This window comes from Burkholderia sp. CpTa8-5 (assembly GCF_017815045.1).
In the GTDB taxonomy this organism is placed as follows: domain Bacteria; phylum Pseudomonadota; class Gammaproteobacteria; order Burkholderiales; family Burkholderiaceae; genus Burkholderia; species Burkholderia sola.
This window is the reverse complement of record NZ_JAGIQD010000007.1, coordinates 181522-205262: the sequence shown is the minus strand read 5'-3', so window position 1 is coordinate 205262 and position 23741 is coordinate 181522. Positions and strand designations below refer to the sequence as shown.

Below are 23741 nucleotides of genomic sequence, written 5' to 3'. Positions count from 1 at the left end.
ATTGCATCGTTGCGTTGGCCGAGACCGACCGCCGGTACCTCACTCGAGCGCGCCCGACCCGAAGATCTCGGTGTTCACGCGTTCCGGCGCGACGCCGAGCGCGACGAGCGCATCGCGTTGCGCCTTCATGAACGCGATCGGGCCACAGATGTAGTAGTCGGCATCCGGCACGAGCGCATGCTGCTTCACGCGTTCCGGCGTGAGGCGCCCTTCGAGGTCGTGATCGATGCCGGCACGATCGTTCGGGCCGCCCAGCTCATACAGCACCGTACGCTTCACGTTCGCGTGCTCGCGCGCCGTGTCGTTCAGCCAGTCGCGGAACGCGTGCACCGCGCCCGAACGGCATGCATGGACGAACCGCACGTCGCGCGGGCTGCCTTCGGCGATCAGCGTCGACGCCATCGACATCATCGGCGTGATGCCGACGCCGCCCGAGATCAGCACGACCGGCGTATCCACGTCGCGCTTCAGCGAGAAGTCGCCCATCGGCGCGGTCACCTCGACGATCGCGCCCTCCTCCACGCCATCATGCATCAGCGTCGACACCTTGCCGGCCGGGATCGCGTCGGCCTTGCCGGCCTCGCGCTTCACCGAGATGCGCAGCCATTTGCCGTGCGGCGCGTCGGACAGGCTGTACTGGCGCGGCTGGTCGACGCCGAGATCGCCGACGAAGCGCTTCACCGTGATGTACTGGCCGGGCTCGAAGGTCGGCGCGCCGCCGCCATCGGCGGGCGTCAGGTAGAACGACGTGATTTCGTCGCTTTCACGCACCTTGCGCGCGACCTGGAACGGGCGGAAGCCGCTCCATGCGGCGCCTGCGTAAAGATCGGCCTCGGCGCCGATCAGGATCTGCGCGAGCTGGCCGTACGCGACGCGCCACGCTTCGAGCGTATCCGCATCGACTGCATCGCCGAGCACCTCGACGATGGACGCGAGCAGGTTCTCGCCGACGATCGGGTAATGCTCGGGGCGGATGTTCAGGCTCGCGTGCTTGTGCGAGATGCGCGACACCGCGCCGCCCAGCGCGCCGAGGTTGTCGATGTTCGCCGCATACGCATAGACGGCCTTCGCGAGCGTCTCCGGCTGACTGCCGGTCTTCTGGTGCGTCTGGTTGAACAGGTTCTTCAGTTCCGGATGACGCGCGAACATGCGCTGATAGAAATGCTTCGTGATCGTCGCGCCGTGCTCGGCGAGGACGGGGGCGGTGGCCTTCACACGGGCCATCTGGTCAGCGGTGATGTGGGTCATGTTCGTTCTCCGTTAAACATGCACATACGATACATGTTTAAAAACAGGCGCCCCTCGGGCAAATTGTCGCAGTGCGCAAAAAGCGGGATGGCGCGTTAGCGGACGCGCTCGCGCTCCCACAGCACGTCGGCGCCGCCGCCGGCGCGGTTCAGCACGCGCGCCAGCACGAACAGCAGGTCGGACAGCCGGTTCACGTAACGCCGCGGCGCATCATTCAGCGTATCGGTGCGGCCGAGCGCGACGATCGAGCGCTCCGCGCGTCGGCACACGGTTCGGCACACGTGTGCGAGCGACGCCGCGCGCGAGCCGGCCGGCAGGATGAATTCCTTCAGCGGCGGCAGCGTCGCGTTGTAATCGGCGAGCCACTGGTCGAGGCGCGCGAGATGCGTGTCGTCGAGCACCGCGTGGCCGGGGATGCACAGCTCGCCGCCGAGATCGAACAGGTCGTGCTGGATCGTGACGAGCGCGGTGCGCACGTCGTCCGGCAGCGGCTCGGCCAGCAGCACGCCGAGATTCGAGTTCAGTTCGTCGACGTCGCCGATCGCGGCGATCCGCGCGTCGTCCTTGCCGATGCGCCGTCCGTCGCCGAGGCCGGTGGTGCCGTCGTCGCCCGTGCGCGTCGCGATCTTGCTCAAGCGGTTGCCCATGCGAATGTCCTCTCGTGCGCGGCCGCGACGCGGCCCGGTTGGCTGGAACGCGATTATCGCAGCCCGCGGCGGGAGGCGCAGCAGGCGTTACAGCGTAGAATGGGCCGACAGTATGACAAGCAGTCAGGAGACATTCGTGAACCACCCTGCCCCGCCGGCCGCCACGCGCCGCCCGCTGCCCCCCGCCATGCTCGATGCGCTGCGCGCCGCCTTCGGCGAGCGCGTGTCGACCGCCGACGCAGTCCGCGCCCATCACGGCCGCGACGAATCCCCGTTCGATCCGCAACTGCCCGACGCGGTCGTGTTCGCGCGCAGCACCGACGACGTGCGCGAAGTCGTGTCGCTGTGCTCGCTCTACAGCGTGCCGCTGATCCCGTACGGCGCCGGCTCGTCGCTCGAAGGCCACCTGCTCGCGGTGCGCGGCGGCGTGTCGCTCGACCTGTCGGAAATGAACCGCGTGCTGTCGATCAACGCCGAAGACCTGACCGTGACGGTCGAGCCGGGCATCACGCGCAAGGCGCTCAACGAAGCGCTGCGCGACACCGGCCTGTTCTTCCCGATCGACCCGGGCGCCGACGCCAGCATCGGCGGGATGACCGCGACCCGCGCATCCGGCACCAATGCCGTGCGCTACGGCACGATGCGCGAGAACGTGCTCGGCCTCACCGCGGTGCTCGCGGACGGCCGCGTGGTCAAAACCGGTTCGCGCGCACGCAAGTCGTCGGCCGGCTACGACCTCACGCGCCTGTTCGTCGGGTCCGAAGGCACGCTCGGCGTGATCACCGAGATCACGCTGCGCCTGCACCCGCTGCCCGAAGCCGTGTCGGCCGCGATCTGCACGTTCCCGACGATGGGCGACGCGGTCCGCACGGTGATCGAGACGATCCAGATCGGCGTGCCGATCGCGCGCGTCGAATTCGTCGACGCGCTGGCCGTGCGCTCGATCAACCGTCACTCGAACCTGACGCTGGCCGAAGCGCCGACGCTGTTCTTCGAATTCCACGGCACCGACGCCGGCGTGAAGGAACAGGCCGAACTTGTGCAGGCGCTCGCCGGCCAGAACGCCGGCCAGGGCTTCGAATGGGCGACGCGCCCCGAGGATCGCACGCGGCTCTGGTCCGCGCGCCACAACGCGTACTTCGCGATGCTGCAGTTGAAACCCGGCTGCCGTGCGGTAACGACCGACGTGTGCGTGCCGATCTCGCAGCTCGCCGCGTGCGTCGAGGAAACCGAGGTCGACCTGCGCGCGTCGTCGCTGCCCTGCCCGATCGTCGGCCACGTCGGCGACGGCAATTTCCACGTCGCGATCCTGATCGATCCCGACAAGCCCGAGGAGCTCGCCGAAGCCGAACGCATCAACGACCGGATCGTCGAGCGCGCGCTGCGGCTGGGCGGCACCTGCACGGGCGAGCACGGCGTCGGGCTGCACAAGATGCGCTTCCTGCCGAAGGAGCACGGCGACAACGCGATCGACACGATGCGCGCGATCAAGCTCGCGCTCGATCCGCGCAACCTGATGAATCCGGGCAAGATTTTCACGTGCTGACCCGGCGGCGCGACATCGCGCCCCACGCTGGAGACCTCATGAACGCTCCCGTCGAACTGTCGAGCGCCGCACGCGCGCAGCGCCAGCGCGAAGTCGTGCAGGCGCTGATGGCCGTGCTGCCGACGCACTGCCTGCTGTACCGCGACGAGGACACGGCGCCGTACGAGTGCGACGGCCTGTCCGCCTACCGCCGGCTGCCGCTCGCGGTCGCGTTGCCCGAGACGGAATCGCAGGTGCAGCGGATCGTGCAGATCTGCCGCCGCATGGAAGTGCCGATCGTGCCGCGCGGCGCCGGTACGAGCCTGTCGGGCGGCGCGCTGCCGATCGCGCTCGGCGTCGTGCTGTCGCTCGCGCGCTTCACGCGCATCGTCGAAGTCGACCCGTACGCCCGCACCGCGACCGTGCAGCCCGGCGTGCGCAACCTCGCGATCTCGGAGGCGGCCGCGCCGTACGGCCTGTATTACGCGCCCGATCCGTCGTCGCAGATCGCGTGCACGATCGGCGGCAACGTCGCGGAAAACTCGGGCGGCGTCCACTGCCTGAAATACGGGCTGACCGTGCACAACGTGATGCGCGTGCGCGCGGTGACGATCGACGGCGAGGTCGTCGAATTCGGCTCGCTCGCGCTCGACATGCCGGGCCTCGACCTGCTCGCGGTGATGATCGGCAGCGAAGGGATGTTCGCGATCGTCACCGAGGTCACGGTGCGGCTGATCCCGAAGCCGCAGACCGCGCAGCTCGTGATGGCGAGCTTCGACGACGTCGTCAAGGGCGGCGAGGCGGTAGCGGCGATCATCGCGTCGGGCATCGTCCCGGCCGGGCTCGAGATGATGGACAAGCCGGCCACGCAAGCCGTCGAGGCGTTCACGCACGCGGGCTACGACCTCGACGCGAAGGCGATCCTGCTGTGCGAATCGGACGGCACGCCGGAAGAAGTCGCCGAGGAGATCGTGCGGATGACCGCCGTGCTGCGCGAACACGGCGCGACGCGCATCCAGGTGTCGCGCAACGAACACGAGCGGCTGCGCTACTGGTCGGGCCGCAAGAACGCGTTCCCGGCCGCCGGCCGCATTTCCGCCGACTATTACTGCATGGACGGCACCGTGCCGCGCCGCGCGATCGGCCCGCTGCTCGCGCGCATCGAGCAACTCGAAACGCGCTACGGGCTGCGTTGCATCAACGTGTTCCATGCGGGCGACGGCAACATGCATCCGCTGATCCTGTACAACGCGAACGATCCGGACGAGCTGCACCGCGCCGAGCAGTTCGGCGCGGAAATCCTCGAATGCTGCGTGGAATTCGGCGGCAGCGTGACGGGCGAGCACGGCGTCGGCATCGAAAAACTCAATTCGATGTGCGTGCAGTTCTCGCCGCAGGAGCGCGATGCGTTCTTCGCGGTCAAGCGCGCATTCGATCCGGCCGGGCTGCTGAACCCGGACAAGGGCATCCCGACCCGCGCGCGCTGCGCCGAATACGGTCGCCAGCACGTGCGCGGCGGGCTGCTGCCGCACCCCGACCTGCCGCGTTTCTGAACGGCGCACGGGTCGCGGCTCCGCACCGGCGGCCGCGGTGCGGGGCTCTGCCGCGCCCGCGCGGCGCGGTCGCGCGCCGGCGCCGGCATGCCGCACGCGAGACGGGGCTTAGGGATAGTCGCGATGTGGAATCGCGCCACCCCGGTACAATCGACCGAACAACAAGTCGAGGCAGCAACAGAACATGGAAGAGGACGACATCGTCGCCGGATGGGCCGAGCGCGTTCGCGCGGCCAGTGCCGACGGCCGGCCGCTGCGGATTCGCGGCGGCGGCACCAAGGACTGGTACGGCCAGGCGCTCGACGGCGAAATACTCGACACGCGCGCGTTTCAGGGCATCGTGTCGTACGACCCGGCCGAGCTCGTCGTCACGGTCCGCGCGGGCACGCCGCTCGCGCAGCTTGAAACCGTCCTCGCCGAGTGCGGCCAGATGCTGCCGTTCGAGCCGCCGCATTTCGGCCGCGCGGCCACCGTCGGCGGCTGCGTCGCGGCCGGCCTCGCGGGCCCGCGCCGCGCCACCTGCGGCGCACCGCGCGATTTCGTGCTCGGCGTCACGCTGATGAACGGCTGCGGCGACATGCTGCGCTTCGGCGGGCAGGTCGTGAAGAACGTCGCCGGCTACGACGTGTCGCGGCTGATGGCCGGCGCGCTCGGCACGCTCGGGCTGATGCTCGACCTGTCGATCAAGGTACTGCCGATGCCTGTCGCCGAGGTCACGCTGAAGTTCGAGATGACCGCGAGCGACGCGGTGCGCAAGCTCAACGAATGGGGCGGTCATCCGTTGCCGGTCAGCGCGAGCGCGTGGCGCAACGGCACGCTCGTGCTGCGCCTGTCGGGCGCGGAAGCCGCCGTCAAATCCGCGAAAACGCTGCTCGGCGGCGAAGTCGTCGACGCGGTCGAGGCCGAGCGCTTCTGGGCCGGCCTGCGCGAGCACACCGACCCGTTCTTCAACGGCATCCCGCCCGGCTACGCGCTGTGGCGCCTGTCGCTGCCGTCGATCACCGAACCGATGCACCTGCCCGGCACCCAGTTGATGGAATGGGGCGGCGCGCAGCGCTGGTGGATCACCGACGCCGACGCGCAGACCGTGCGCATGAGCGCGAAGCAGGCCGGCGGCCATGCGACGCTGTTCCGCGCGGGCGATACCTACGACCGCAGCGCGGGCGTGTTCACGCCGCTGCCCGCGCCGATGATGAAGATCCACCGCGGGCTGAAAAGCGCGTTCGATCCCGCGCGCATCTTCAATCGCGGCCGGCTGTACCCTGATCTCTGAGGGATCGATGCAAACGAATCTCGCCGATTTCATCCGCAACACGCCCGACGGCGACGAGGCCGACGCGATCCTGCGCAAGTGCGTGCACTGCGGGTTCTGCACCGCGACCTGCCCGACCTATCAACTGCTCGGCGACGAACTCGACGGCCCGCGCGGCCGCATCTACCTGATCAAGCAGATGGTCGAAGGCGCGGCCGTCACGCGCAGCACGCAACAGCACCTCGACCGCTGCCTCACGTGCCGCAGCTGCGAGACGACCTGCCCGTCCGGCGTCCAGTACGGCCGGCTCGTCGAGATCGGCCGCAAGCACGTCGAGGCGCAGGTGGAGCGCCCGGCGCAGCAGCGGCTGATGCGCCGCGTACTCGCGAGCGTCGTGCCGAACGCCGCGCTGTTCTCGCCGGTGATGCGGCTCGGCCAGCACGTGCGGCCGCTGCTGCCGAAGCGGCTGCGCGACAAGGTGCCGCCGCGCACGCGGCTGCTCGAATGGCCGCATCGCACGCATACGCGCAAGATGCTGATGCTCGGCGGCTGCGTGCAGCCGTCGATGCTGCCGAACATCAACATCGCGACCGCGCGCGTGCTCGACGCGCTCGGCATCGAGACGGTCGTCGCGCCCGACGCGGGCTGCTGCGGCGCGATCCGCCTGCACCTGAACTATCACGACGAAGCGCTCGACGACGCACGCCGCAACATCGACGCGTGGTGGCCGCACGTCGAACAGGGCGTCGAGACGATCGTGATGAACGCGTCGGGCTGCGGCGCGACGGTGCTCGAATACGCGCACCTGCTGCGCGACGATCCGGCCTACGCGGAAAAGGCGCAGCGCATCGTGTCGCTGACGCGCGACATCTCCGACGTGCTGCTCGCGTTCGAGGCCGAACTCGCGACGATCGCGCGGCGCCGCGCGATCCATACGGTCGCGTACCACCCGCCGTGCACGCTGCAGCACGGCCAGCAGTCGCGCGGCAAGGTCGAGCGCCTGCTGGAGACGCTCGGCATCGACGTGCGGCTACCGGCCGACAGCCACCTGTGCTGCGGCTCGGCCGGCACCTACTCGCTGACGCAGCCGTCGCTGTCGTACCGGTTGCGCAAGCAGAAGCTGCTGAAGCTGCAGGCGCTCGAACCGCAGATGATCGTGTCCGGCAACATCGGCTGCATCGCGCATCTGCAGAGCGGCACGCAGGTGCCGGTCGCTCATTGGGTCCAGCTCGTCGAGCATTTGCTGTACGGCTAGAGGCTGTTCACGCCGATAACGGGCGGGCGCGCGGCGTCCGTATAATGAGCGGATCGATGCGCCGCGTGTCGCCGCGCATCGGCTTCATGCCCGTTTCCGCGCTGCTTGCGTGCCTGCTTCCGTGCCCGTCATGTCCGATCTCGCCGCCCGTCTCGACTCCGTTCACCGCCGCATCGCCGACGCCGCCCGCGCGGCCGGCCGCGATCCCGCCACCGTCTCGCTGCTCGCCGTGTCGAAGACGTTTCCGGCCGACGACGTGCGCGCCGCGCATGCGGCCGGGCAGCGTGCGTTCGGCGAAAACTACGTGCAGGAATCGATCGACAAGATCGACGCGCTCGCCGACTTGCGCGCGAGCCTCGAATGGCATTTCATCGGGCCGCTGCAATCGAACAAGACGCGCGCCGTCGCCGAGCGCTTCGACTGGGTCCATTCGGTCGACCGGCTGAAGATCGCGCAGCGCCTGTCGGAACAGCGCCCCGCGCATCTGCCGCCGCTGAACGTGTGCGTGCAGGTGAACATCAGCGGCGAGGCGTCGAAGAGCGGCGTCGCGCCGGCCGACGTGGCCGAGGTCGCACGTGCGGTCGCCGCGCTGCCGTCGCTGCGGCTGCGCGGCCTGATGGCGATTCCCGAACCGGCCGGCGACACCGACGCGCAACGCGCGCCGCATCGCGCGCTGCGCGCGTTGTTCGACGCGTTGCGCGCCGACGGCCTGCCGCTCGACACGCTGTCGATGGGCATGTCCGCCGATCTCGACGCTGCGGTGCTCGAAGGCGCGACGATCGTGCGCGTCGGCACCGCGATCTTCGGCGCGCGCGATTACGCGCACTGAGCGCCGCGCTCTTTTCCGCCTTTCCGTCCACTCACTCGCTCATTCCCGACATCATGAAAATCGCATTCATCGGCGGCGGCAACATGGCCGCGGCCCTGATCGGCGGCCTGATCAAGCGCGGCGTCGCCGCGGACGGCCTGTACGCCATCGACGTCAACGAGGACGTCCGCGCGCGCGCCGCGCAGCAGTTCGGCGTCCGTACCGGCGCGGCCGTCGACGCGACGCTCGCCGACTACGACGCGATCGTGCTCGCGGTGAAGCCGCAGGTGCTGCACGACGTCGCGCAGGCGCTCGCGCCGCACCTGAAGTCGCAGCTCGTGATCAGCATCGCGGCCGGCATCCGCGGCGCGGATCTCGCCCGCTGGCTCGGTGGCTACGCGTGCGTCGTGCGCACGATGCCGAACACGCCCGCGCTGGTCGGCATGGGCGTGACGGGCCTGGCCGCCCTGCCGGGCGTCGACGCGGCCGGCCGCGAACTCGCGTCGAACGTGCTCGGCGCGGTCGGCGAGATCGTGTGGTTCGACGACGAAGCGCGGCTCGACGCGGTCACCGCGATTTCGGGCAGCGGCCCTGCGTACGTGTTCTATTTCATCGAAGCGCTGCAGGAAGCCGCGCGCCGTCTCGGCATGAACGACGAGCAGGGCCGCGCACTCGCGGTCGCGACGTTCACGGGCGCCGCGCAGCTCGCCGCGCAATCGGGCGAACCGGCGAGCGTGCTGCGCGAACGCGTGACGTCGAAGGGCGGCACGACCGCCGCCGCGCTCGCGGCGTTCGACGCGCAGGGCGTGAAGGAAGCGATCGTGCGCGGCGCGCTCGCGGCCGAAGCGCGGGCGAAGGAAATGGGCGACGAGCTCGGCCGCGCGTAAGCGCGACAGCGGCGCCGGTTTGGCCGGCGCCGGACGTAAAAAAAGCGACCGTCGGGTCGCTTTTTCGTTGGCACCGCGCGAAAAGACGCGCGCAGTGTCGGTCAGTTGCCGGTCAGCAGGTAATGCACGGCGATGCCGGCGAACAGCGCGCCGCCGAGCCAGTTGTTGTGGCGGAACGCCGCGAAGCACGGCATCCGTTCGCGATCCTTGATCAGCGTGTAGTGATACAGCGCGCAACCGACCGCCGCCGCCCAGCCCGCCCAGTACGCGAGGCCGAAGCCGAGCGTCACGCCGATCCACACGTAGATGCCGAGCGTCGCCGCGTAGCACGCCATCACAGCCGCGACGTCGAAACGGCCGAACGTCAGCGCGGACGTGCGGATGCCGATCTTGATGTCGTCATCGCGATCGACCATCGCATATTCAGTGTCGTACGCGACCGACCAGAAGATGTTCGCGACCAGCATCACCCACGCCAGCATCGGCACCGTGTCCTGCACGGCCGCGAACGCCATCGGGATGCCGAAGCCGAACGCGATGCCGAGATACGCCTGCGGAATCGCGAAGAAGCGCTTCATGAACGGATAGGAGCCGGCGACGAACAGCGCGACGACCGACAATTCCTTCGTCAGCGTATTGAGCGGCAGGATCAGCAGGAACGCGATGAACGACAGCCCGACCGCGATCGCGACGGCTTCCCATGCGCGGATCTTCCCCGACGTCAGCGGCCGGTCGGCCGTGCGCTTCACGTGGCGGTCGAAATCGCGGTCGGCGTAGTCGTTCATCGCGCAGCCGGCCGAGCGCATCAGCAGCGTGCCGAGCGTGAAGATCACGAGCAGCGGCCAGCGCGGGTGGCCGTCCGACGCGATCCACAGTGCGTTGAGCGTCGGCCACAGCAGCAGCAGGCTGCCGATCGGCTTGTCCATCCGGACGAGCCGCAGATACAGGGGAAAGCGGGCAAGCATGGCGAAGCACCGGGAAGAGAATCCCGGCATTTTAGAGCCGACCGGTGCTCCGCGTCATGTCGGCGCGACCCGCGGCCGGCGGTCGTGGCGGGCCGGCTGGCCGCCGCGGCCCGCTGCGCGCGGCCGTGCCGCTGTGCGCATCATTCAGGGGCCAGATTCCAGGCCGCCCCGGATTGGGCCAGCCTGCCGCCCCCGGCCGCGCCGGGCTTATGCAAGCAGCGACCGCAGCATCCATGCGGTCTTTTCATGCGTCTGCAGGCGCTGGGTCAGCAGATCGGCGGTCGGCTCGTCGCTCGCCGCGTCGGCGATCGGGAAGATGTCGCGCGCGGTGCGCACGACCGCCTCGTGCCCTTCGACGAGCTGGCGAATCATGTCCTCGGCGGCCGGCACGCCCTTCGCTTCCGGCACCGACGACAGTTTCGCGAATTCGCCGAACGTGCCGGGCGCGACGACGCCCAGCGTGCGAATGCGCTCGGCGACGGAATCGACCGCGAGCCACAGTTCGTTGTACTGCTCCTCGAACATCAGGTGCAGCGTGTTGAACATCGGTCCGGTCACGTTCCAGTGGAAATTGTGGGTCTTCAGGTACAGCGAAAACGTATCGGCGAGCAGGCGCGACAGGCCGTCCGCGATGTTCTTGCGGTCCTTGTCGCTGATACCGATGTTGATCTGCGTGGCGTTGCCTTTCTTGGCCATCTTCGGGACTCCTCATTCGACATGTTGAACCGGCGAAAATGCGTCGAGCAATCCGCATGCCGTGTCGCGCGGCATGCGTTCGCGACTCGCCATTCTAGCGTCGCGAATCGGGCGTCGCACTACGCGAGCGCATGCAGCGCCTGCGCGGCCAGCTCCGCCGCCCCGCCGACGACGATCGCGAAGCCGACCCCGTAGCGCGCCAGCTCCGCCGGCGAGCGCAGAATGGGCGACGCGGCCGCGCGCACGTTGAGCATCATTTGCGTCATGGTCGTCACTCCTTTGACAAGACATCGTTCAGAGAAGAAACGGCCGGTCGCTGGACCGGCCGTTTCACGTTACTGCGTGACTACATCACCGCGTCGGGATGCGGCCGGGTTCATGCGAGGTCGAAGCGGTCGAGGTTCATCACCTTGTTCCAGGCCGCCACGAAATCGCGCGCGAACTTCTCCTTCGCATCCGCGCTGCCGTACACCTCGGCCAGCGCGCGCAACTGCGAGTGCGAGCCGAAGATCAGGTCGACGCGCGTGCCCGTCCACTTGACCGCACCCGTCGCGCGGTCGCGCCCTTCGAACACGTCGTTCGCGGCCGATACCGGCTTCCATTCCGTGCCCATGTCGAGCAGGTTCACGAAGAAGTCGTTCGTCAGCGTTTCCGGACGATCGGTGAACACGCCATGCTTCGCGCCGCCGGCATTCGCGCCGAGCACGCGCAGGCCGCCGACGAGCACCGTCATCTCCGGCGCGCTCAGCGTCAGCAACTGGGCCTTGTCGACCAGCAGCGCCTCGGCCGGCGTCTTGTACGCGTGCTTCAGGTAGTTGCGGAACCCGTCCGCCACCGGCTCGAGCACGGCCATCGCGTCGACGTCGGTCTCTTCCTGCGACGCATCCGTGCGGCCCGGTGCGAACGGCACCGTAATCGCGACACCGGCGTGCTTCGCCGCCTGCTCGACGCCGGCCGCACCGGCCAGCACGATCAGGTCGGCCAGCGACACCTTCTTGCCGCCGGTCTGCGCATCGTTGAACGCCTTCTGCACGCCTTCGAGCGTTTCGAGCACCGCCGCGAGCGCCGCCGGCTGGTTCACTTCCCAGTCCTTCTGCGGGGCGAGGCGGATGCGCGCACCGTTCGCGCCGCCGCGCTTGTCCGAGCCGCGGAACGTCGCCGCCGACGCCCATGCGGTCGACACGAGCTGCGACACCGACAGGCCCGTGGCCAGCACCTTCGCCTTCAGCGCGGCGACGTCGGCGTCGTCGATCAGCGGGTGATCGACGGCCGGGACCGGGTCCTGCCACAGCAGGTGTTCCGCCGGCACGTCCGGACCGAGGTAACGGGAACGCGGGCCCATGTCGCGGTGCGTGAGCTTGAACCACGCGCGTGCGAACGCGTCGGCGAATTCGGCCGGATTCTCGTAGAAGCGGCGCGAGATCTTTTCGTAGGCCGGGTCGAAACGCAGCGACAGGTCGGTCGTCAGCATCGTCGGACGATGCTTCTTCGACGCGTCGTACGCATCGGGAATCACTTCGCCGGCATCCTTCGCGACCCACTGGTGCGCGCCGGCCGGGCTCTTCGTGAGCTCCCACTCGTAGCTGAACAGGTGCTTGAAGAAGTCGTTGCTCCACTGCGTCGGCGTCGACGTCCACGTGACTTCGAGGCCGCTCGTGATCGTGTCCTTGCCCTTGCCCGTGCCGAACGTGCTCTTCCAGCCGAGGCCCTGCTGCTCGATGCCCGCGGCTTCCGGCTCGGGGCCGACGTTCGACGCCGGGCCGGCGCCGTGCGTCTTGCCGAACGTGTGGCCGCCCGCGATCAGCGCGACCGTTTCCTCGTCGTTCATCGCCATCCGCGCGAACGTCTCGCGGATGTCGTGCGCGGCGGCGACCGGGTCCGGGTTGCCGTCCGGGCCTTCCGGGTTCACGTAGATCAGGCCCATCTGCACCGCGGCGAGCGGGTTTTCGAGCTCGCGCTTGCCCGTGTAGCGGCTGTTCGGGCCGCCGCTCAGTTCCAGCCAGATCTTTTCCGAACCCCAGTAGACGTCGTCCGGTTCCCACGTGTCGGCGCGGCCGCCCGCATAGCCGAACGTCTTGAAGCCCATCGATTCGAGCGCGACGTTGCCGGTCAGGATCAGCAGGTCGGCCCACGAGATGTTGCGGCCGTACTTCTGCTTGATCGGCCACAGCAGGCGGCGCGCCTTGTCGAGGCTCACGTTGTCCGGCCAGCTGTTGAGCGGCGCGAAGCGCTGCTGCCCGCCGCCCGCGCCGCCGCGGCCGTCGGCCGTGCGGTACGTGCCGGCGCTATGCCATGCCATGCGCACGAACAGGCCGCCGTAGTGGCCGAAGTCGGCCGGCCACCAGTCCTGCGACGTCGTCATCAGCGCGTGCAGGTCCTGCTTCACCGCGGCGAGATCGAGCTTCTTGAACGCTGCCGCGTAGTCGAAATCGGGGTCCATCGGATCGGATAGCGCCGAATGCCGATGCAGGACGTTGAGGTTCAGCTGATTCGGCCACCAGTCCTTGTTCGTCGTGCCGCTGCCTGCGGTGTGGTTGAACGGGCACTTCGTTTCGTTCGACATGCTTTTTCTCCTTGTCTTGCTCGTAGGCCCCCACGTGCCGGGCGCGGTTCGTGGAGCATTGCGGGGGGATGAAACGGAACAGGCGGTTCCTCCTGTCGTACTACGGGATGTCGCGCGCGGCCTGCGACACGCATTCCCGTTGCCACGCGCCGCAGGCGGGGCGCGCGCGGAAGGGGCTGCCGGCACGCGTCGTGCCGGCGAGGCGGCCGGCTTGTCGGGTATCGGACCTGCAATGCTTCCTCATGGCTCGACGGCGGGTGAATCGGGGGAACACAGGACCGGCGTGCGGCGGCACTCATCCGCCATACACACGGTCCGCCAGGTATGCGAACGCAATCGGGCGCAGGCTGCGAACCGCCGCCCTGGCGCGATGTACGACCGTGTCGCGCGACGGGGTGTTCCGCTGCGCGTGCTGCAATACCGACCGCATCATGACATCCTCCTTTGACGCTTGCATTCAACCTGCATCCCGAACGTCGGCGCGACGCCGATCCATGGAGAGGATTCTATCTATATCTATCAATTATTTGAATTTGATAAATTTCATCTATGTGATAGGGAAAAATAAACGGGGTCGCACGACCCCGTTCATCACGCTGCCACACACGCCTGCGCCAGCGCGTCAGTTCATCGTGGCCGGCATGTCGAGCTTCGCGACACCCGGCAACTCGCACGCGGCGATCGCGTCGCTGATCGCGTCGATCGCGGGCATCCGTGTGAAGCTCTTGCGCCACACGAGCACCACGCGGCGGTCGGGCACCGGTTCGTTGAACGGCACGTACGACAACAGCTCGGCGTCGGGCCCGTTCGCGCGCGGGCCGACCTCGGCGACCGACATCCGCGGCAGCACGGTGATGCCGACGCCGCTCGCGACCATGTGGCGAATGGTTTCGAGCGACGAGCCCTCGAAGGTCTTCTGGATGCCGTCGGCCGTCTGCGAGAAGCGCATCAGTTCCGGGCACACGCCGAGCACGTGATCGCGGAAGCAGTGGCCGTTGCCGAGCAGCAGCATGGTTTCCTGCTTCAGGTCCTCGGCGTCGATTTCGTCGCGCTTCTCCCACGGATGGCCGGCCGGCAGCGCGACGACGAACGGCTCGTCGTACAACGGCCGCACCATCAGGCCGGTTTCGGGGAACGGCAGCGCCATGATCGCGGCGTCGATCTCGCCCTGCTTCAGCAGTTCGAGCAGCTTCAGCGTGTAGTTCTCCTGCAGCATCAGCGGCATCTGCGGAACACGCTGGATCATCTGCTTGACGAGCGTCGGCAGCAGGTACGGCCCGATCGTGTAGATCACGCCGAGGCGGAACGGGCCGACGAGCGGGTCCTTGCCCTGCTTCGCTATCTCCTTGATCGCGAAGGTCTGCTCGAGCACGCGCTGCGCCTGGGTGACGATCTGGTCGCCGATCGGCGTCACGCTCACTTCGCTCGCGCCGCGCTCGAAAATCTGCACGTTGAGCTCGTCTTCGAGCTTCTTGATCGCCACCGACAGCGTCGGCTGGCTCACGAAGCACGCTTCGGCCGCGCGGCCGAAATGCCGCTCGCGCGCGACCGCGACGATGTACTTCAATTCAGTCAGGGTCATTGTGGGTCAATCAGGGATATACAGGCGATAGGTTTAATTTATACACCGGTTGGCACCGGTTCGCCAAGTTTCTCTGCATCGCGATGCGTCGAGTGGCGGCTTTCGTGGCGGCTTTCGATCCGGCCCCCAGGCCGGTCGATCAGGCTTTCAGGTACTGCTCGCGCGCGCCGAGCCAGCGCGCGAGATGCTGGGTGACGACCTCCGGATACGCGGCAATCAGCCGCGCGGCGGCCTCGCGGGCCGGATCGATCAGCCAGCCGTCGGTCTCGAGGTTCGCGAAGCGCAGCATCGCCGCGCCCGACTGGCGCGCGCCGAGGAATTCGCCGGGGCCGCGGATTTCGAGGTCGCGCCGCGCGATCTCGAAGCCGTCGGTCGTCTCGCGCATCGTCTTCAACCGCTCGCGGCCCGCGATCGACAGCGGCCCGGTGTACAGCAGCACGCACACCGACGCCGCGGTGCCGCGCCCGACGCGGCCGCGCAACTGGTGCAGCTGCGCGAGGCCGAAACGCTCCGCGTGCTCGATGACCATCAGCGACGCGTTCGGCACGTCGACGCCGACCTCGATCACGGTCGTCGCAACCAGCAGCTGCACTTCGTTGCGCGTGAACGCGTCCATCACGGCCGCCTTGTCGGCCGGCGACAGCCGGCCATGCACGAGGCCGACCTTCAACTCGGGCAGCGCCGCGGCCAGCGTCTCGTAGGTTTCGACGGCCGTCTGCAGTTGCAGCGTCTCGCTCTCCTCGATCAGCGGGCACACCCAGTACACCTGGCGCCCGGTCAGCGCGGCCTCGCGCACGCGGGCGATCACCTCGTCGCGCCGCGCGTCGCCCACCAGCCGCGTCAGCACCGGCGTGCGACCCGGCGGCAGCTCGTCGATCGTCGACACCTCGAGATCCGCGTAGTACGTCATCGCGAGCGTGCGCGGAATCGGCGTGGCCGACATCATCAGCTGGTGCGGCTGGAAGTCGCGCGCGCCGTTGGCCGCATTCGCGGCCTTCGCGCGCAGCGCGAGACGCTGCTCGACGCCGAAGCGGTGCTGCTCGTCGACGATCACGAGGCCGAGCCGCGCGAATTCGACCGTGTCCTGGATGATCGCGTGCGTGCCGATCACGAGCTGCGCGGTGCCGAGCGCGGCCGCCTCGATCGCCGCGCGTTTCTCCTTCGCTTTCAGGCTGCCCGCGAGCCACGCCACCGTGACGCCGAGCGGCTCGAGCCATGCGCGCAGCTTGCGCGCGTGCTGTTCCGCGAGGATTTCGGTCGGGGCCATCAGCGCGGCCTGGTAGCCGGCGTCGATCGCCTGCGTGGCGGCCAGCGCCGCGACGACCGTCTTGCCGCTGCCGACGTCGCCCTGCAGCAGCCGCTGCATCGGGTGCGCGAGCGTGAGGTCGTGCGCGATCTCGTCGACGACGCGCGCCTGCGCGCCCGTCAGCGTGAACGGCAGCGCCGCGTAAAAGCGCGTGGTCAGTGCGTCGGCATCGGTCGCGGTGCGGCGCGGCATCGCGGGCGCGGCGCGCGTGCGGCGCTCCTCGTGCGCCCGCTTCAGCGACAGCTGCTGCGCGAGCAGCTCCTCGAACTTGATGCGCGTCCACGCAGGATGCGAGCCGTCCATCAGCGCGGCTTCGTCCGAATCGACGCGCGGGTGGTGCAGGATGCGCACGGCCTGCTCGAGCGACGGCACGTCGAGCGGCTTCAGGTAATCGCGCTGGATCTCGGGCGGCAGCAGTTCGGGCAGCGGCGTGCGTTCGACCGCGTTCTCGATCGCCTTGCGCAGATACGCCTGCGACACGCCGGCCGTGCTCGGATAGACGGGCGTGAGCACCTGCGGCAGCGGTGCGTCGGCTTCGACGACGCGCACGGCCGGATGCACCATTTCCATCCCGAAGAAGCCGCCGCGCACGTCGCCGCGCACGCGCAGCCGCTGGCCGACGGCCATCTGCTTGACCTGCGACCCGTAGAAATTCAGAAAGCGCAGCACGAGCTGCTCGCCGTCGTCGTCCTGGATCTTCACGACGAGCTGGCGGCGCGGCCGGAATGTGACCTCGTTGTCGAACACGACGCCTTCGGTCTGCGCGATGCCGCCCGGCAGCAGTTCGCCGATCGGCGTGAGCGTGGTTTCGTCCTCATAGCGCATCGGCAGGTGCAGCACGAGATCGATCGAACGCGTGAGGCCGAGCTTCGCGAGCTTGTCGGCGGTTTTCACCGGCTTGTCGGCGACTGCCTTTTTCTTGCGCTTCGCACCGGCCGCGCCGGCTTCGTCGCTCGCGGCGGCGCCGTCGACGTCGGGCGCGGCGGCCGCGGGCTGCGCGAGCCGGCCGTCGGCGCCGCGCTTCGGGCCGGTGCGGCGGGCGCCGGGGCCCGATGCGGCCGGCGCGGGCGTGGCGGCATCGTCCGCGTCGAACGGATCGGCGGAATCGGCAACGGCAGCGGGGGAACGGCGTGGTGACACAGGCATCGGATCGTCTGGGTGCTTCGCAAGGCAAGTACAATAGCGGCTTTCACGTCGTCCGAACGAACGACGCCGGCCAGGCCGCGCATCCCGTCATCATAGCGGCTCGCGCGCCCCAATTACGCGTTTCCGCCCTGCCGGCGACGCCCGCCGGCCGCTTCGAACCAGCCCGCATGTTCACGCTTTCCGATTTCGATTTCAATCTGCCGCCCGAGCTGATTGCACAAACCGCGCTGCCCGATCGCACCGCGAGCCGCCTGCTCGAGGTGGATCGCACCGTCGAGCCCGCACGCCTCGTCGACCGCCATTTCGCCGAGCTGCCGTCGTGCATCGCGCCCGGCGACCTGCTCGTGTTCAACGATACCAAGGTGCTGAAGGCGCGTTTCTTCGGCCAGAAGGCCAGCGGCGGCAAGATCGAGGTACTGATCGAGCGCGTGACCGGCACGCACACGGCGCTCGCGCAGATCCGCGCGAGCAAGTCGCCGGGCGCCGGCACGACGCTGCGTCTGGCCGACGCGTTCGACGTGACGGTCGGCGAGCGCGTCGAGCCGTTCTTCACGCTGCACTTCCCCGCGCCGTGCCTGGACCTGATCGAACAGTACGGCCGCCTGCCGCTGCCGCCGTATATCGAGCACGATCCCGACGCGACCGACGAAACGCGCTACCAGACTGTCTACGCGAGCAATCCGGGCGCGGTCGCAGCGCCTACGGCCGGGCTGCATTTCGATCAGCCGCTGCTGGAGAAGCTCGACGCGATGGGCGTCGAGCGCGCGACGCTGACGCTGCACGTCGGCGCCGGCACGTTCCAGCCGGTGCGCGTCGACAACATCGCCGAGCACAAGATGCACAGCGAGTGGTACGACCTGCCGCAGTCGCTCGTCGACAGGATCGCCGCGACCCGCGCACGCGGCGGCAACGTGATCGCGGTCGGCACGACGTCGATGCGCGCGCTCGAAGCCGCGGCGCGCAGTGCCGACGAAGCGGGCCGCGCGCTCGCGGCGACGCAGGCCGAAACCGACATCTTCATCACGCCCGGCTACCGTTTCCGCGTGGTCGACCGGCTCGTCACGAATTTCCACCTGCCGAAATCGACGCTGCTGATGCTGGTGTCCGCGTTCGCGGGCGTCGAGACGATCCGCGCCGCGTACCGGCACGCGATCGCCGAACGCTACCGGTTCTTCAGCTACGGCGACGCGATGCTGCTCACGCGGCGCGACACGCCGGAGGCGCCGGGCGCGTAAGCGCGGCGGGCACGATCACGCACCGGCCTGCGATTGCCAGCAGCCGTTGCGCGCCGCGCGGTCGCGCCTCGCGCTGTTACCCCGTTTTCCCGCCGTACGCGCTACGATGGCGCGCACCCGCTTTCCCCGCCGCCGGCTGCCCGGCGGTGTTTCCAACATGCGCCGAACTGTTCTTCGGTGGCAAGGAGAATGACGCGATGACCGAAGGCTCATCCCACGATACGCACGCTCGTCCGAGCGCCCCCGTGCAGGACCGCCCCGCCAACGGGCTCGAATTCGAACTGCTGACGACCGACGGCCACGCGCGCCGCGGCCGCGTGAAGCTCAATCACGGCACGGTCGAGACGCCCATCTTCATGCCGGTCGGCACGTACGGCACCGTGAAGGCGATCCAGCCGCGCGAGCTGCACGAGATCAAGGCCCAGATCATCCTCGGCAACACGTTCCACCTGTGGCTGCGCCCGGGCCTCGACACGATCGACGCGCACGGCGGCCTGCACGGCTTCATGGGCTGGAACAAGCCGATCCTGACCGACTCGGGCGGCTTCCAGGTGTTCTCGCTCGGCGACCTGCGCAAGATCACCGAGGACGGCGTCACGTTCGCGTCGCCGATCAACGGCGACAAGCTGTTCCTGTCGCCGGAAGTGTCGATGCAGATCCAGAAGGTGCTGAACTCGGACATCGTGATGCAGTTCGACGAATGCACGCCGTACGCGACCAACGGCGTGCCGACCACGCACAAGGAAGCGGCCGACTCGATGCGCATGTCGCTGCGCTGGGCGAAGCGCTCGCTCGACGAGTTCCACCGACTCGGCAACCCGAACGCGCTGTTCGGGATCGTCCAGGGCGGGATGTTCGAGGACCTGCGCGACGAATCGCTCGCGGGTCTCGCCGAACTCGGCTTCCACGGCCTCGCGATCGGCGGGCTGTCGGTGGGCGAGCCGAAGGAAGACATGATGCGCGTGCTGCGCCACGTGGGCCCGAAGCTGCCGGCCAACAAGCCGCACTACCTGATGGGCGTCGGCACGCCGGAGGACCTGGTCGAGGGCGTCGCGAACGGCATCGACATGTTCGACTGCGTGATGCCGACCCGCAACGCGCGCAACGGCTGGCTCTTCACGCGCTTCGGCGACGTGAAGATCCGCAACGCAACGCACAAGAATTCGCTGAAGCCGCTCGATTCGACCTGCTCGTGCTACACCTGCCAGAATTTCTCGCGCGGCTACCTGCATCACCTGCACCGGGTCGGCGAGATCCTCGGCGCACAGCTGAACACGATCCACAACCTGCACTACTACCTGCAGCTGATGAGCGAGATCCGCGACGCGATCGAAACGCATACGTTCGACGCATTCCGGCAGCGCTTCGCGGAGGATCGGGCCAGAGGGGTCGACTGACGGGCCGCCCCATAGGACACGACCTAAAAGAAAGCCGTATCCAATGGGACACGCACCAAAAAACCCGATCCAACCGCCGGACGGGGCCGCCAAACATTACAATTGCCTTTCCAGATAAGTCGCAACGGTATCGGATCATGCTTTAACAGCTTGATCCGCAAGCGCATTTGCTGCGCCGTTTGCGCATGGGGCCGGTGGTAGAATAACCGGCTTATTTTTCGATCTTCCCCTACGGAGAGACCAACGTGCCGTTCATTTCCAATGCCTTCGCGCAAGGTGCCGGTGGCGCCGAATCGAGCCTGATGAGCTTCCTGCCGCTCATCCTGATGTTCGCGGTGCTGTACTTCATCATGATTCGTCCGCAGATGAAGCGCCAGAAGGAACACCGCAACATGCTCGCGGCCATGGCGAAGGGCGACGAAGTCGTCACGAGCGGCGGCCTCGTCGGCAAGGTGACGAAGGTCACCGAAGGCTACATCGGCGTCGAAATCGCCGAAGGCACCGAAATCACCGTGCAGAAGGCTGCCGTCACGACCATCCTGCCGAAGGGCACGATCAAGTCGCTGTAAGGCTTACACCGAGCGTCCGGCTCCCCGCGACGTGCCCGCCTGAGAGAGCGGGCCGCCGCGGCGCCGGACGCGACGCTTTCACGCCAACCACCCGTTCGGCCCCCTCATGAATCGTTACCCACTCTGGAAATATGTCGTGATGGTCGTGGCGCTCGCCATCGGCCTTCTGTACACATTGCCCAACTTCTTCGGCGAAGCGCCGGCGGTGCAGGTGTCGAGCGGCAAGGCCACGGTCAAGCTCGACTCGACCACGCTGACCCAGGTCGAATCGGCGCTCGCGTCCGCGCAGATCAAGCCGGACGACATCACCTTCGAGAACACGGCGACCGGCGCGAACATCCGCGTGCGCCTGAAGGACACCGATACGCAGCTGCGCGTCAAGGACCTGCTGCAGAAATCGCTGAACACCGACCCGAACGATCCGCAGTACGTCGTCGCACTGAACCTGCAGAGCGCGTCGCCGCGCTGGCTGACCGCGCTGCACGCGCTGCCGATGTATCTCGGCCTCGACCTGCGCGGCGGTGTGCACTTCCTGCTCCAGGTCGACATGACGGGCGCGCTCACGAAGAAGCTCGACTCCGACGCGTCCGACGCGCGCACGCTGCTGCGCGACAAGAACATCCGCGACGGCGGCGTGAGCCGCGTCGAGCAGTCCGTGGTCGTCAACTTCAGCGACGCGCAGACGGCGGAAGACGCCCGCAAGGTGCTCGCCGCGTCGATCACCGAGCTGCAATGGGCGACCCAGCCCGGCGGCGGCGGCACGCAAGTCGTCGGCACGTTCACGCCGGCCGTGCAGAAGGCCGTCGAGGACGCCGCGCTCAAGCAGAACCTGACGACGCTCCACAACCGCGTGAACGAGCTCGGCGTGTCCGAGCCGATCCTGCAGCAGCAAGGCAGCGACCGCATCGTCGTCGAACTGCCGGGCGTGCAGGACACCGCGAAGGCGAAGGACATCATCGGCCGCACCGCGACGCTCGAGGCGCGCCTCGCCGACCCGATCAACACGCACCCGAACCCGAACGACCCCGTGCCGCCGGGCGAGGAGCTGTTCACGCAAGGCAACCAGGCGCCCGTGCTGCTGAAGAAGGACGTGATCTTCACCGGCGACCGCATCATCGACGCATCGGCCGGCTTCGACGAACACCAGCGTCCGTCGGTCAACATCCGCCTCGATTCCGCGGGTGGCCGCGCGGTGCGCACGGTGTCGCGCGAGAACATCGGCAAGCCGATGGCGATGGTGCTGTTCGAGAAGGGCAAGGGCGAAGTGCTGACGGTCGCGACGATCCAGTCCGAACTCGGCGACCGCTTCCAGATCACGGGCCAACCGACGCCGCAGGCCGCGGCCGACCTCGCGCTGCTACTGCGCGCCGGTTCGCTCGCCGCGCCGATGGACATCATCGAGGAACGCACGATCGGCCCGAGCCTCGGCGCGGACAACATCAAGATGGGCATCCACTCGGTGATCTGGGGCTTCTGCGCGATCGCCGTGTTCATGATCGCGTACTACATGCTGTTCGGCGTGGTGTCGGTGATCGGCCTGTCGGTGAACCTGCTGCTGCTCGTCGCCGTGCTGTCGCTGATGCAGGCGACGCTGACGCTGCCCGGTATCGCGGCCATCGCGCTCGCGCTCGGTATGGCGATCGACTCGAACGTGCTGATCAACGAGCGCGTGCGTGAAGAACTGCGCGCCGGCCAGCCGCCGCAGCTCGCGATCCAGGCCGGCTACGCGCATGCATGGGCGACGATTCTCGACTCGAACGTCACGACGCTGATCGCCGGCCTCGCGCTGCTCGCGTTCGGCTCGGGCCCGGTTCGCGCGTTCGCGATCGTGCACTGCCTCGGCATCCTGACGTCGATGTTCTCCGCGGTGTTCTTCTCGCGCGGGATCGTCAACCTCTGGTACGGCGGCCGCAAGAAACTGAAGTCGCTCGCGATCGGCCAGGTGTGGAAGCCGGAAGGCGCGGCGGCCGCCGCGTCGTTCACCGACGCGGACGAATCGACCGACACCGCGCGCGCCGCGAAGCTCGCCGCCCCGGCGAAGGGCAACGTGCCGCGCGCCGGCAAGCCGCAGTTGCGCAACCGTGCGCAGCAACGCGTGTCGCCGAAGAAACCGGGCTCGACCCAATAAGGCCCCGGAGACGAAACCATGGAATTTTTCCGCATCCGTAAAGACATTCCGTTCATGCGGCACGCGCTGGTGTTCAACGTGATCTCGCTGGTCACGTTCCTCGCCGCCGTGTTCTTCCTGTTCCACCGCGGGCTGCACCTGTCCGTCGAATTCACCGGCGGGACGGTGATCGAGGTGCAGTACCAGCAGGCCGCGGAGCTCGAGCCCGTGCGCGCGACGCTCGGCAAGCTCGGCTACGCCGACGCGCAGGTGCAGAACTTCGGCACGTCGCGCAACGTGCTGATCCGCCTGCAGCTGAAGGAAGGCCTCACGTCCGCGCAGCAGAGCGACCAGGTGATGGGCGCGCTGAAGGCGCAGAGCCCGGACGTCACGCTGCAGCGCGTCGAGTTCGTCGGCCCGCAGGTCGGCCGCGAGCTCGCGACCGACGGGCTGCTCGCGCTCGCGTGCGTCGTGATCGGCATCGTGATCTACCTGTCGTTCCGCTTCGAATGGAAGTACGCGGTGGCGGGCATCATCGCCAACCTGCACGACGTCGTGATCATTCTCGGCTTCTTCGCGTTCTTCCAGTGGGAGTTCTCGCTGGCGGTGCTCGCGGCGATCCTCGCGGTGCTCGGCTACTCGGTCAACGAGTCGGTCGTCATCTTCGACCGGATCCGGGAAACGTTCCGCCGCGAACGCAAGATGAGCGTGCAGGAAGTGATCAACCACGCGATCACGACCACGATGTCGCGCACGATCATCACGCACACGTCGACGGAAATGATGGTGCTGTCGATGTTCTTCTTCGGCGGCCCGACGCTGCACTACTTCGCGCTCGCGCTGACGGTCGGCATCATGTTCGGCATCTACTCGTCGGTGTTCGTCGCGGGCTCGCTCGCGATGTGGCTCGGCATCAAGCGCGAAGACCTGATCAAGGACAAGAAGACCGCGCACGATCCGGACGATCCGAACGCGGGCGCGCAGGTTTGAGCGCCACGCC

Annotated in this window: 19 protein-coding genes; 11 read left to right on the top strand and 8 right to left on the bottom strand. The window is 68.1% G+C overall.

The features are described from left to right. Positions 1–39: 39 nt before the first annotated feature. Both hmpA and J8I35_RS13805 read right to left on the bottom strand, forming a co-directional pair. The gene (hmpA, locus tag J8I35_RS13810; protein WP_209925782.1) at positions 40–1248 is read right to left on the bottom strand and encodes an NO-inducible flavohemoprotein; all 1209 of its coding nucleotides are present in this window, start codon (positions 1246–1248) and stop codon (positions 40–42) included. A gap of 95 nt (positions 1249–1343) precedes the next feature. Beyond that, positions 1344–1895 carry a cob(I)yrinic acid a,c-diamide adenosyltransferase gene (locus J8I35_RS13805; RefSeq protein WP_050011780.1) on the bottom strand — a complete coding sequence of 184 codons (552 nt, stop codon included), beginning with the start codon at positions 1893–1895 and terminating at the stop codon, positions 1344–1346. 136 nt (positions 1896–2031) lie between these two features. Between J8I35_RS13805 and J8I35_RS13800 the strand changes: the two genes are divergently transcribed. The 6 genes from J8I35_RS13800 to proC all read left to right on the top strand — a co-directional run bounded on the left by J8I35_RS13800 (position 2032) and on the right by proC (position 9175). Then, on the top strand, positions 2032–3441 hold the full coding sequence (locus J8I35_RS13800) for an FAD-linked oxidase C-terminal domain-containing protein (RefSeq protein WP_069616704.1): 1410 nt from the start codon (positions 2032–2034) through the stop codon (positions 3439–3441). Positions 3442–3479: 38 nt separating this feature from the next. After that, entirely contained in the window at positions 3480–4973 is a 1494-nt protein-coding gene (locus J8I35_RS13795) for an FAD-linked oxidase C-terminal domain-containing protein (RefSeq protein ID WP_209925781.1), read from the top strand. Positions 4974–5157: 184 nt separating this feature from the next. Next, positions 5158–6246, top strand: a complete 1089-nt coding sequence (glcE, locus tag J8I35_RS13790) for a glycolate oxidase subunit GlcE (protein WP_209925780.1) — start codon at positions 5158–5160, stop codon at positions 6244–6246. Positions 6247–6253: 7 nt separating this feature from the next. After that, positions 6254–7480: a glycolate oxidase subunit GlcF gene (gene glcF / locus J8I35_RS13785; RefSeq protein ID WP_050011784.1), complete on the top strand. Its 1227-nt coding sequence runs from the start codon at positions 6254–6256 to the stop codon at positions 7478–7480. A gap of 130 nt (positions 7481–7610) precedes the next feature. Continuing rightward, on the top strand, positions 7611–8309 hold the full coding sequence (locus J8I35_RS13780) for a YggS family pyridoxal phosphate-dependent enzyme (protein ID WP_089488620.1): 699 nt from the start codon (positions 7611–7613) through the stop codon (positions 8307–8309). A gap of 53 nt (positions 8310–8362) precedes the next feature. Then, complete coding sequence (proC, locus tag J8I35_RS13775) at positions 8363–9175, top strand: pyrroline-5-carboxylate reductase (protein ID WP_209925779.1); 813 nt, start codon at positions 8363–8365, stop codon at positions 9173–9175. A gap of 101 nt (positions 9176–9276) precedes the next feature. Here proC and ubiA read toward each other — a convergent pair whose 3' ends face one another. The 6 genes from ubiA to recG all read right to left on the bottom strand — a co-directional run bounded on the left by ubiA (position 9277) and on the right by recG (position 17433). Further along, complete coding sequence (ubiA, locus tag J8I35_RS13770; protein WP_209925778.1) at positions 9277–10140, bottom strand: 4-hydroxybenzoate octaprenyltransferase; 864 nt, start codon at positions 10138–10140, stop codon at positions 9277–9279. A 207-nt stretch (positions 10141–10347) separates the two neighbouring features. Next, a complete protein-coding gene (gene dpsA / locus J8I35_RS13765; protein WP_050011787.1) occupies positions 10348–10836 on the bottom strand; it encodes a non-specific DNA-binding protein DpsA in 489 nt (162 codons plus the stop codon). Between the two features lie 119 nt (positions 10837–10955). Further along, the gene (locus J8I35_RS13760) at positions 10956–11102 is read right to left on the bottom strand and encodes a hypothetical protein (RefSeq protein ID WP_162838113.1); all 147 of its coding nucleotides are present in this window, start codon (positions 11100–11102) and stop codon (positions 10956–10958) included. A gap of 110 nt (positions 11103–11212) precedes the next feature. Then, positions 11213–13399 (bottom strand): catalase/peroxidase HPI, encoded by a 2187-nt coding sequence (gene katG / locus J8I35_RS13755; RefSeq protein WP_209925777.1) that lies wholly within the window; start codon positions 13397–13399, stop codon positions 11213–11215. A gap of 622 nt (positions 13400–14021) precedes the next feature. Then, a complete protein-coding gene (locus J8I35_RS13750; protein WP_006476864.1) occupies positions 14022–14981 on the bottom strand; it encodes a LysR substrate-binding domain-containing protein in 960 nt (319 codons plus the stop codon). Positions 14982–15120: 139 nt separating this feature from the next. Further along, positions 15121–17433 (bottom strand): ATP-dependent DNA helicase RecG, encoded by a 2313-nt coding sequence (gene recG, locus J8I35_RS13745; protein ID WP_209925776.1) that lies wholly within the window; start codon positions 17431–17433, stop codon positions 15121–15123. 167 nt (positions 17434–17600) lie between these two features. Between recG and queA the strand changes: the two genes are divergently transcribed. The 5 genes from queA (at position 17601) to secF (ending at position 23731) form a co-directional block, all read left to right on the top strand. Beyond that, positions 17601–18668: a tRNA preQ1(34) S-adenosylmethionine ribosyltransferase-isomerase QueA gene (gene queA, locus J8I35_RS13740; protein ID WP_124637976.1), complete on the top strand. Its 1068-nt coding sequence runs from the start codon at positions 17601–17603 to the stop codon at positions 18666–18668. Positions 18669–18865: 197 nt separating this feature from the next. Continuing rightward, positions 18866–20065 carry a tRNA guanosine(34) transglycosylase Tgt gene (tgt, locus tag J8I35_RS13735; RefSeq protein WP_209925775.1) on the top strand — a complete coding sequence of 400 codons (1200 nt, stop codon included), beginning with the start codon at positions 18866–18868 and terminating at the stop codon, positions 20063–20065. A 245-nt stretch (positions 20066–20310) separates the two neighbouring features. Further along, positions 20311–20634: a preprotein translocase subunit YajC gene (yajC, locus tag J8I35_RS13730; protein ID WP_006476868.1), complete on the top strand. Its 324-nt coding sequence runs from the start codon at positions 20311–20313 to the stop codon at positions 20632–20634. A gap of 106 nt (positions 20635–20740) precedes the next feature. Then, positions 20741–22762, top strand: a complete 2022-nt coding sequence (secD, locus tag J8I35_RS13725; protein WP_050011792.1) for a protein translocase subunit SecD — start codon at positions 20741–20743, stop codon at positions 22760–22762. A gap of 18 nt (positions 22763–22780) precedes the next feature. Beyond that, positions 22781–23731 carry a protein translocase subunit SecF gene (gene secF, locus J8I35_RS13720; protein ID WP_050011793.1) on the top strand — a complete coding sequence of 317 codons (951 nt, stop codon included), beginning with the start codon at positions 22781–22783 and terminating at the stop codon, positions 23729–23731. Positions 23732–23741 lie beyond the last annotated feature (10 nt).

Coding starts and splice junctions, on each gene's coding strand:
- hmpA (WP_209925782.1), bottom strand. CDS start 1,248: ATGACCCACATCACCGCTGACCAGATGGCCCGTGTGAAGGCCACCGCC.
- J8I35_RS13805 (WP_050011780.1), bottom strand. CDS start 1,895: ATGGGCAACCGCTTGAGCAAGATCGCGACGCGCACGGGCGACGACGGC.
- J8I35_RS13795 (WP_209925781.1), top strand. CDS start 3,480: ATGAACGCTCCCGTCGAACTGTCGAGCGCCGCACGCGCGCAGCGCCAG.
- glcE (WP_209925780.1), top strand. CDS start 5,158: ATGGAAGAGGACGACATCGTCGCCGGATGGGCCGAGCGCGTTCGCGCG.
- glcF (WP_050011784.1), top strand. CDS start 6,254: ATGCAAACGAATCTCGCCGATTTCATCCGCAACACGCCCGACGGCGAC.
- J8I35_RS13780 (WP_089488620.1), top strand. CDS start 7,611: ATGTCCGATCTCGCCGCCCGTCTCGACTCCGTTCACCGCCGCATCGCC.
- proC (WP_209925779.1), top strand. CDS start 8,363: ATGAAAATCGCATTCATCGGCGGCGGCAACATGGCCGCGGCCCTGATC.
- ubiA (WP_209925778.1), bottom strand. CDS start 10,140: ATGCTTGCCCGCTTTCCCCTGTATCTGCGGCTCGTCCGGATGGACAAG.
- dpsA (WP_050011787.1), bottom strand. CDS start 10,836: ATGGCCAAGAAAGGCAACGCCACGCAGATCAACATCGGTATCAGCGAC.
- J8I35_RS13760 (WP_162838113.1), bottom strand. CDS start 11,102: ATGACGCAAATGATGCTCAACGTGCGCGCGGCCGCGTCGCCCATTCTG.
- katG (WP_209925777.1), bottom strand. CDS start 13,399: ATGTCGAACGAAACGAAGTGCCCGTTCAACCACACCGCAGGCAGCGGC.
- J8I35_RS13750 (WP_006476864.1), bottom strand. CDS start 14,981: ATGACCCTGACTGAATTGAAGTACATCGTCGCGGTCGCGCGCGAGCGG.
- recG (WP_209925776.1), bottom strand. CDS start 17,433: ATGCCTGTGTCACCACGCCGTTCCCCCGCTGCCGTTGCCGATTCCGCC.
- queA (WP_124637976.1), top strand. CDS start 17,601: ATGTTCACGCTTTCCGATTTCGATTTCAATCTGCCGCCCGAGCTGATT.
- tgt (WP_209925775.1), top strand. CDS start 18,866: ATGACCGAAGGCTCATCCCACGATACGCACGCTCGTCCGAGCGCCCCC.
- secD (WP_050011792.1), top strand. CDS start 20,741: ATGAATCGTTACCCACTCTGGAAATATGTCGTGATGGTCGTGGCGCTC.
- secF (WP_050011793.1), top strand. CDS start 22,781: ATGGAATTTTTCCGCATCCGTAAAGACATTCCGTTCATGCGGCACGCG.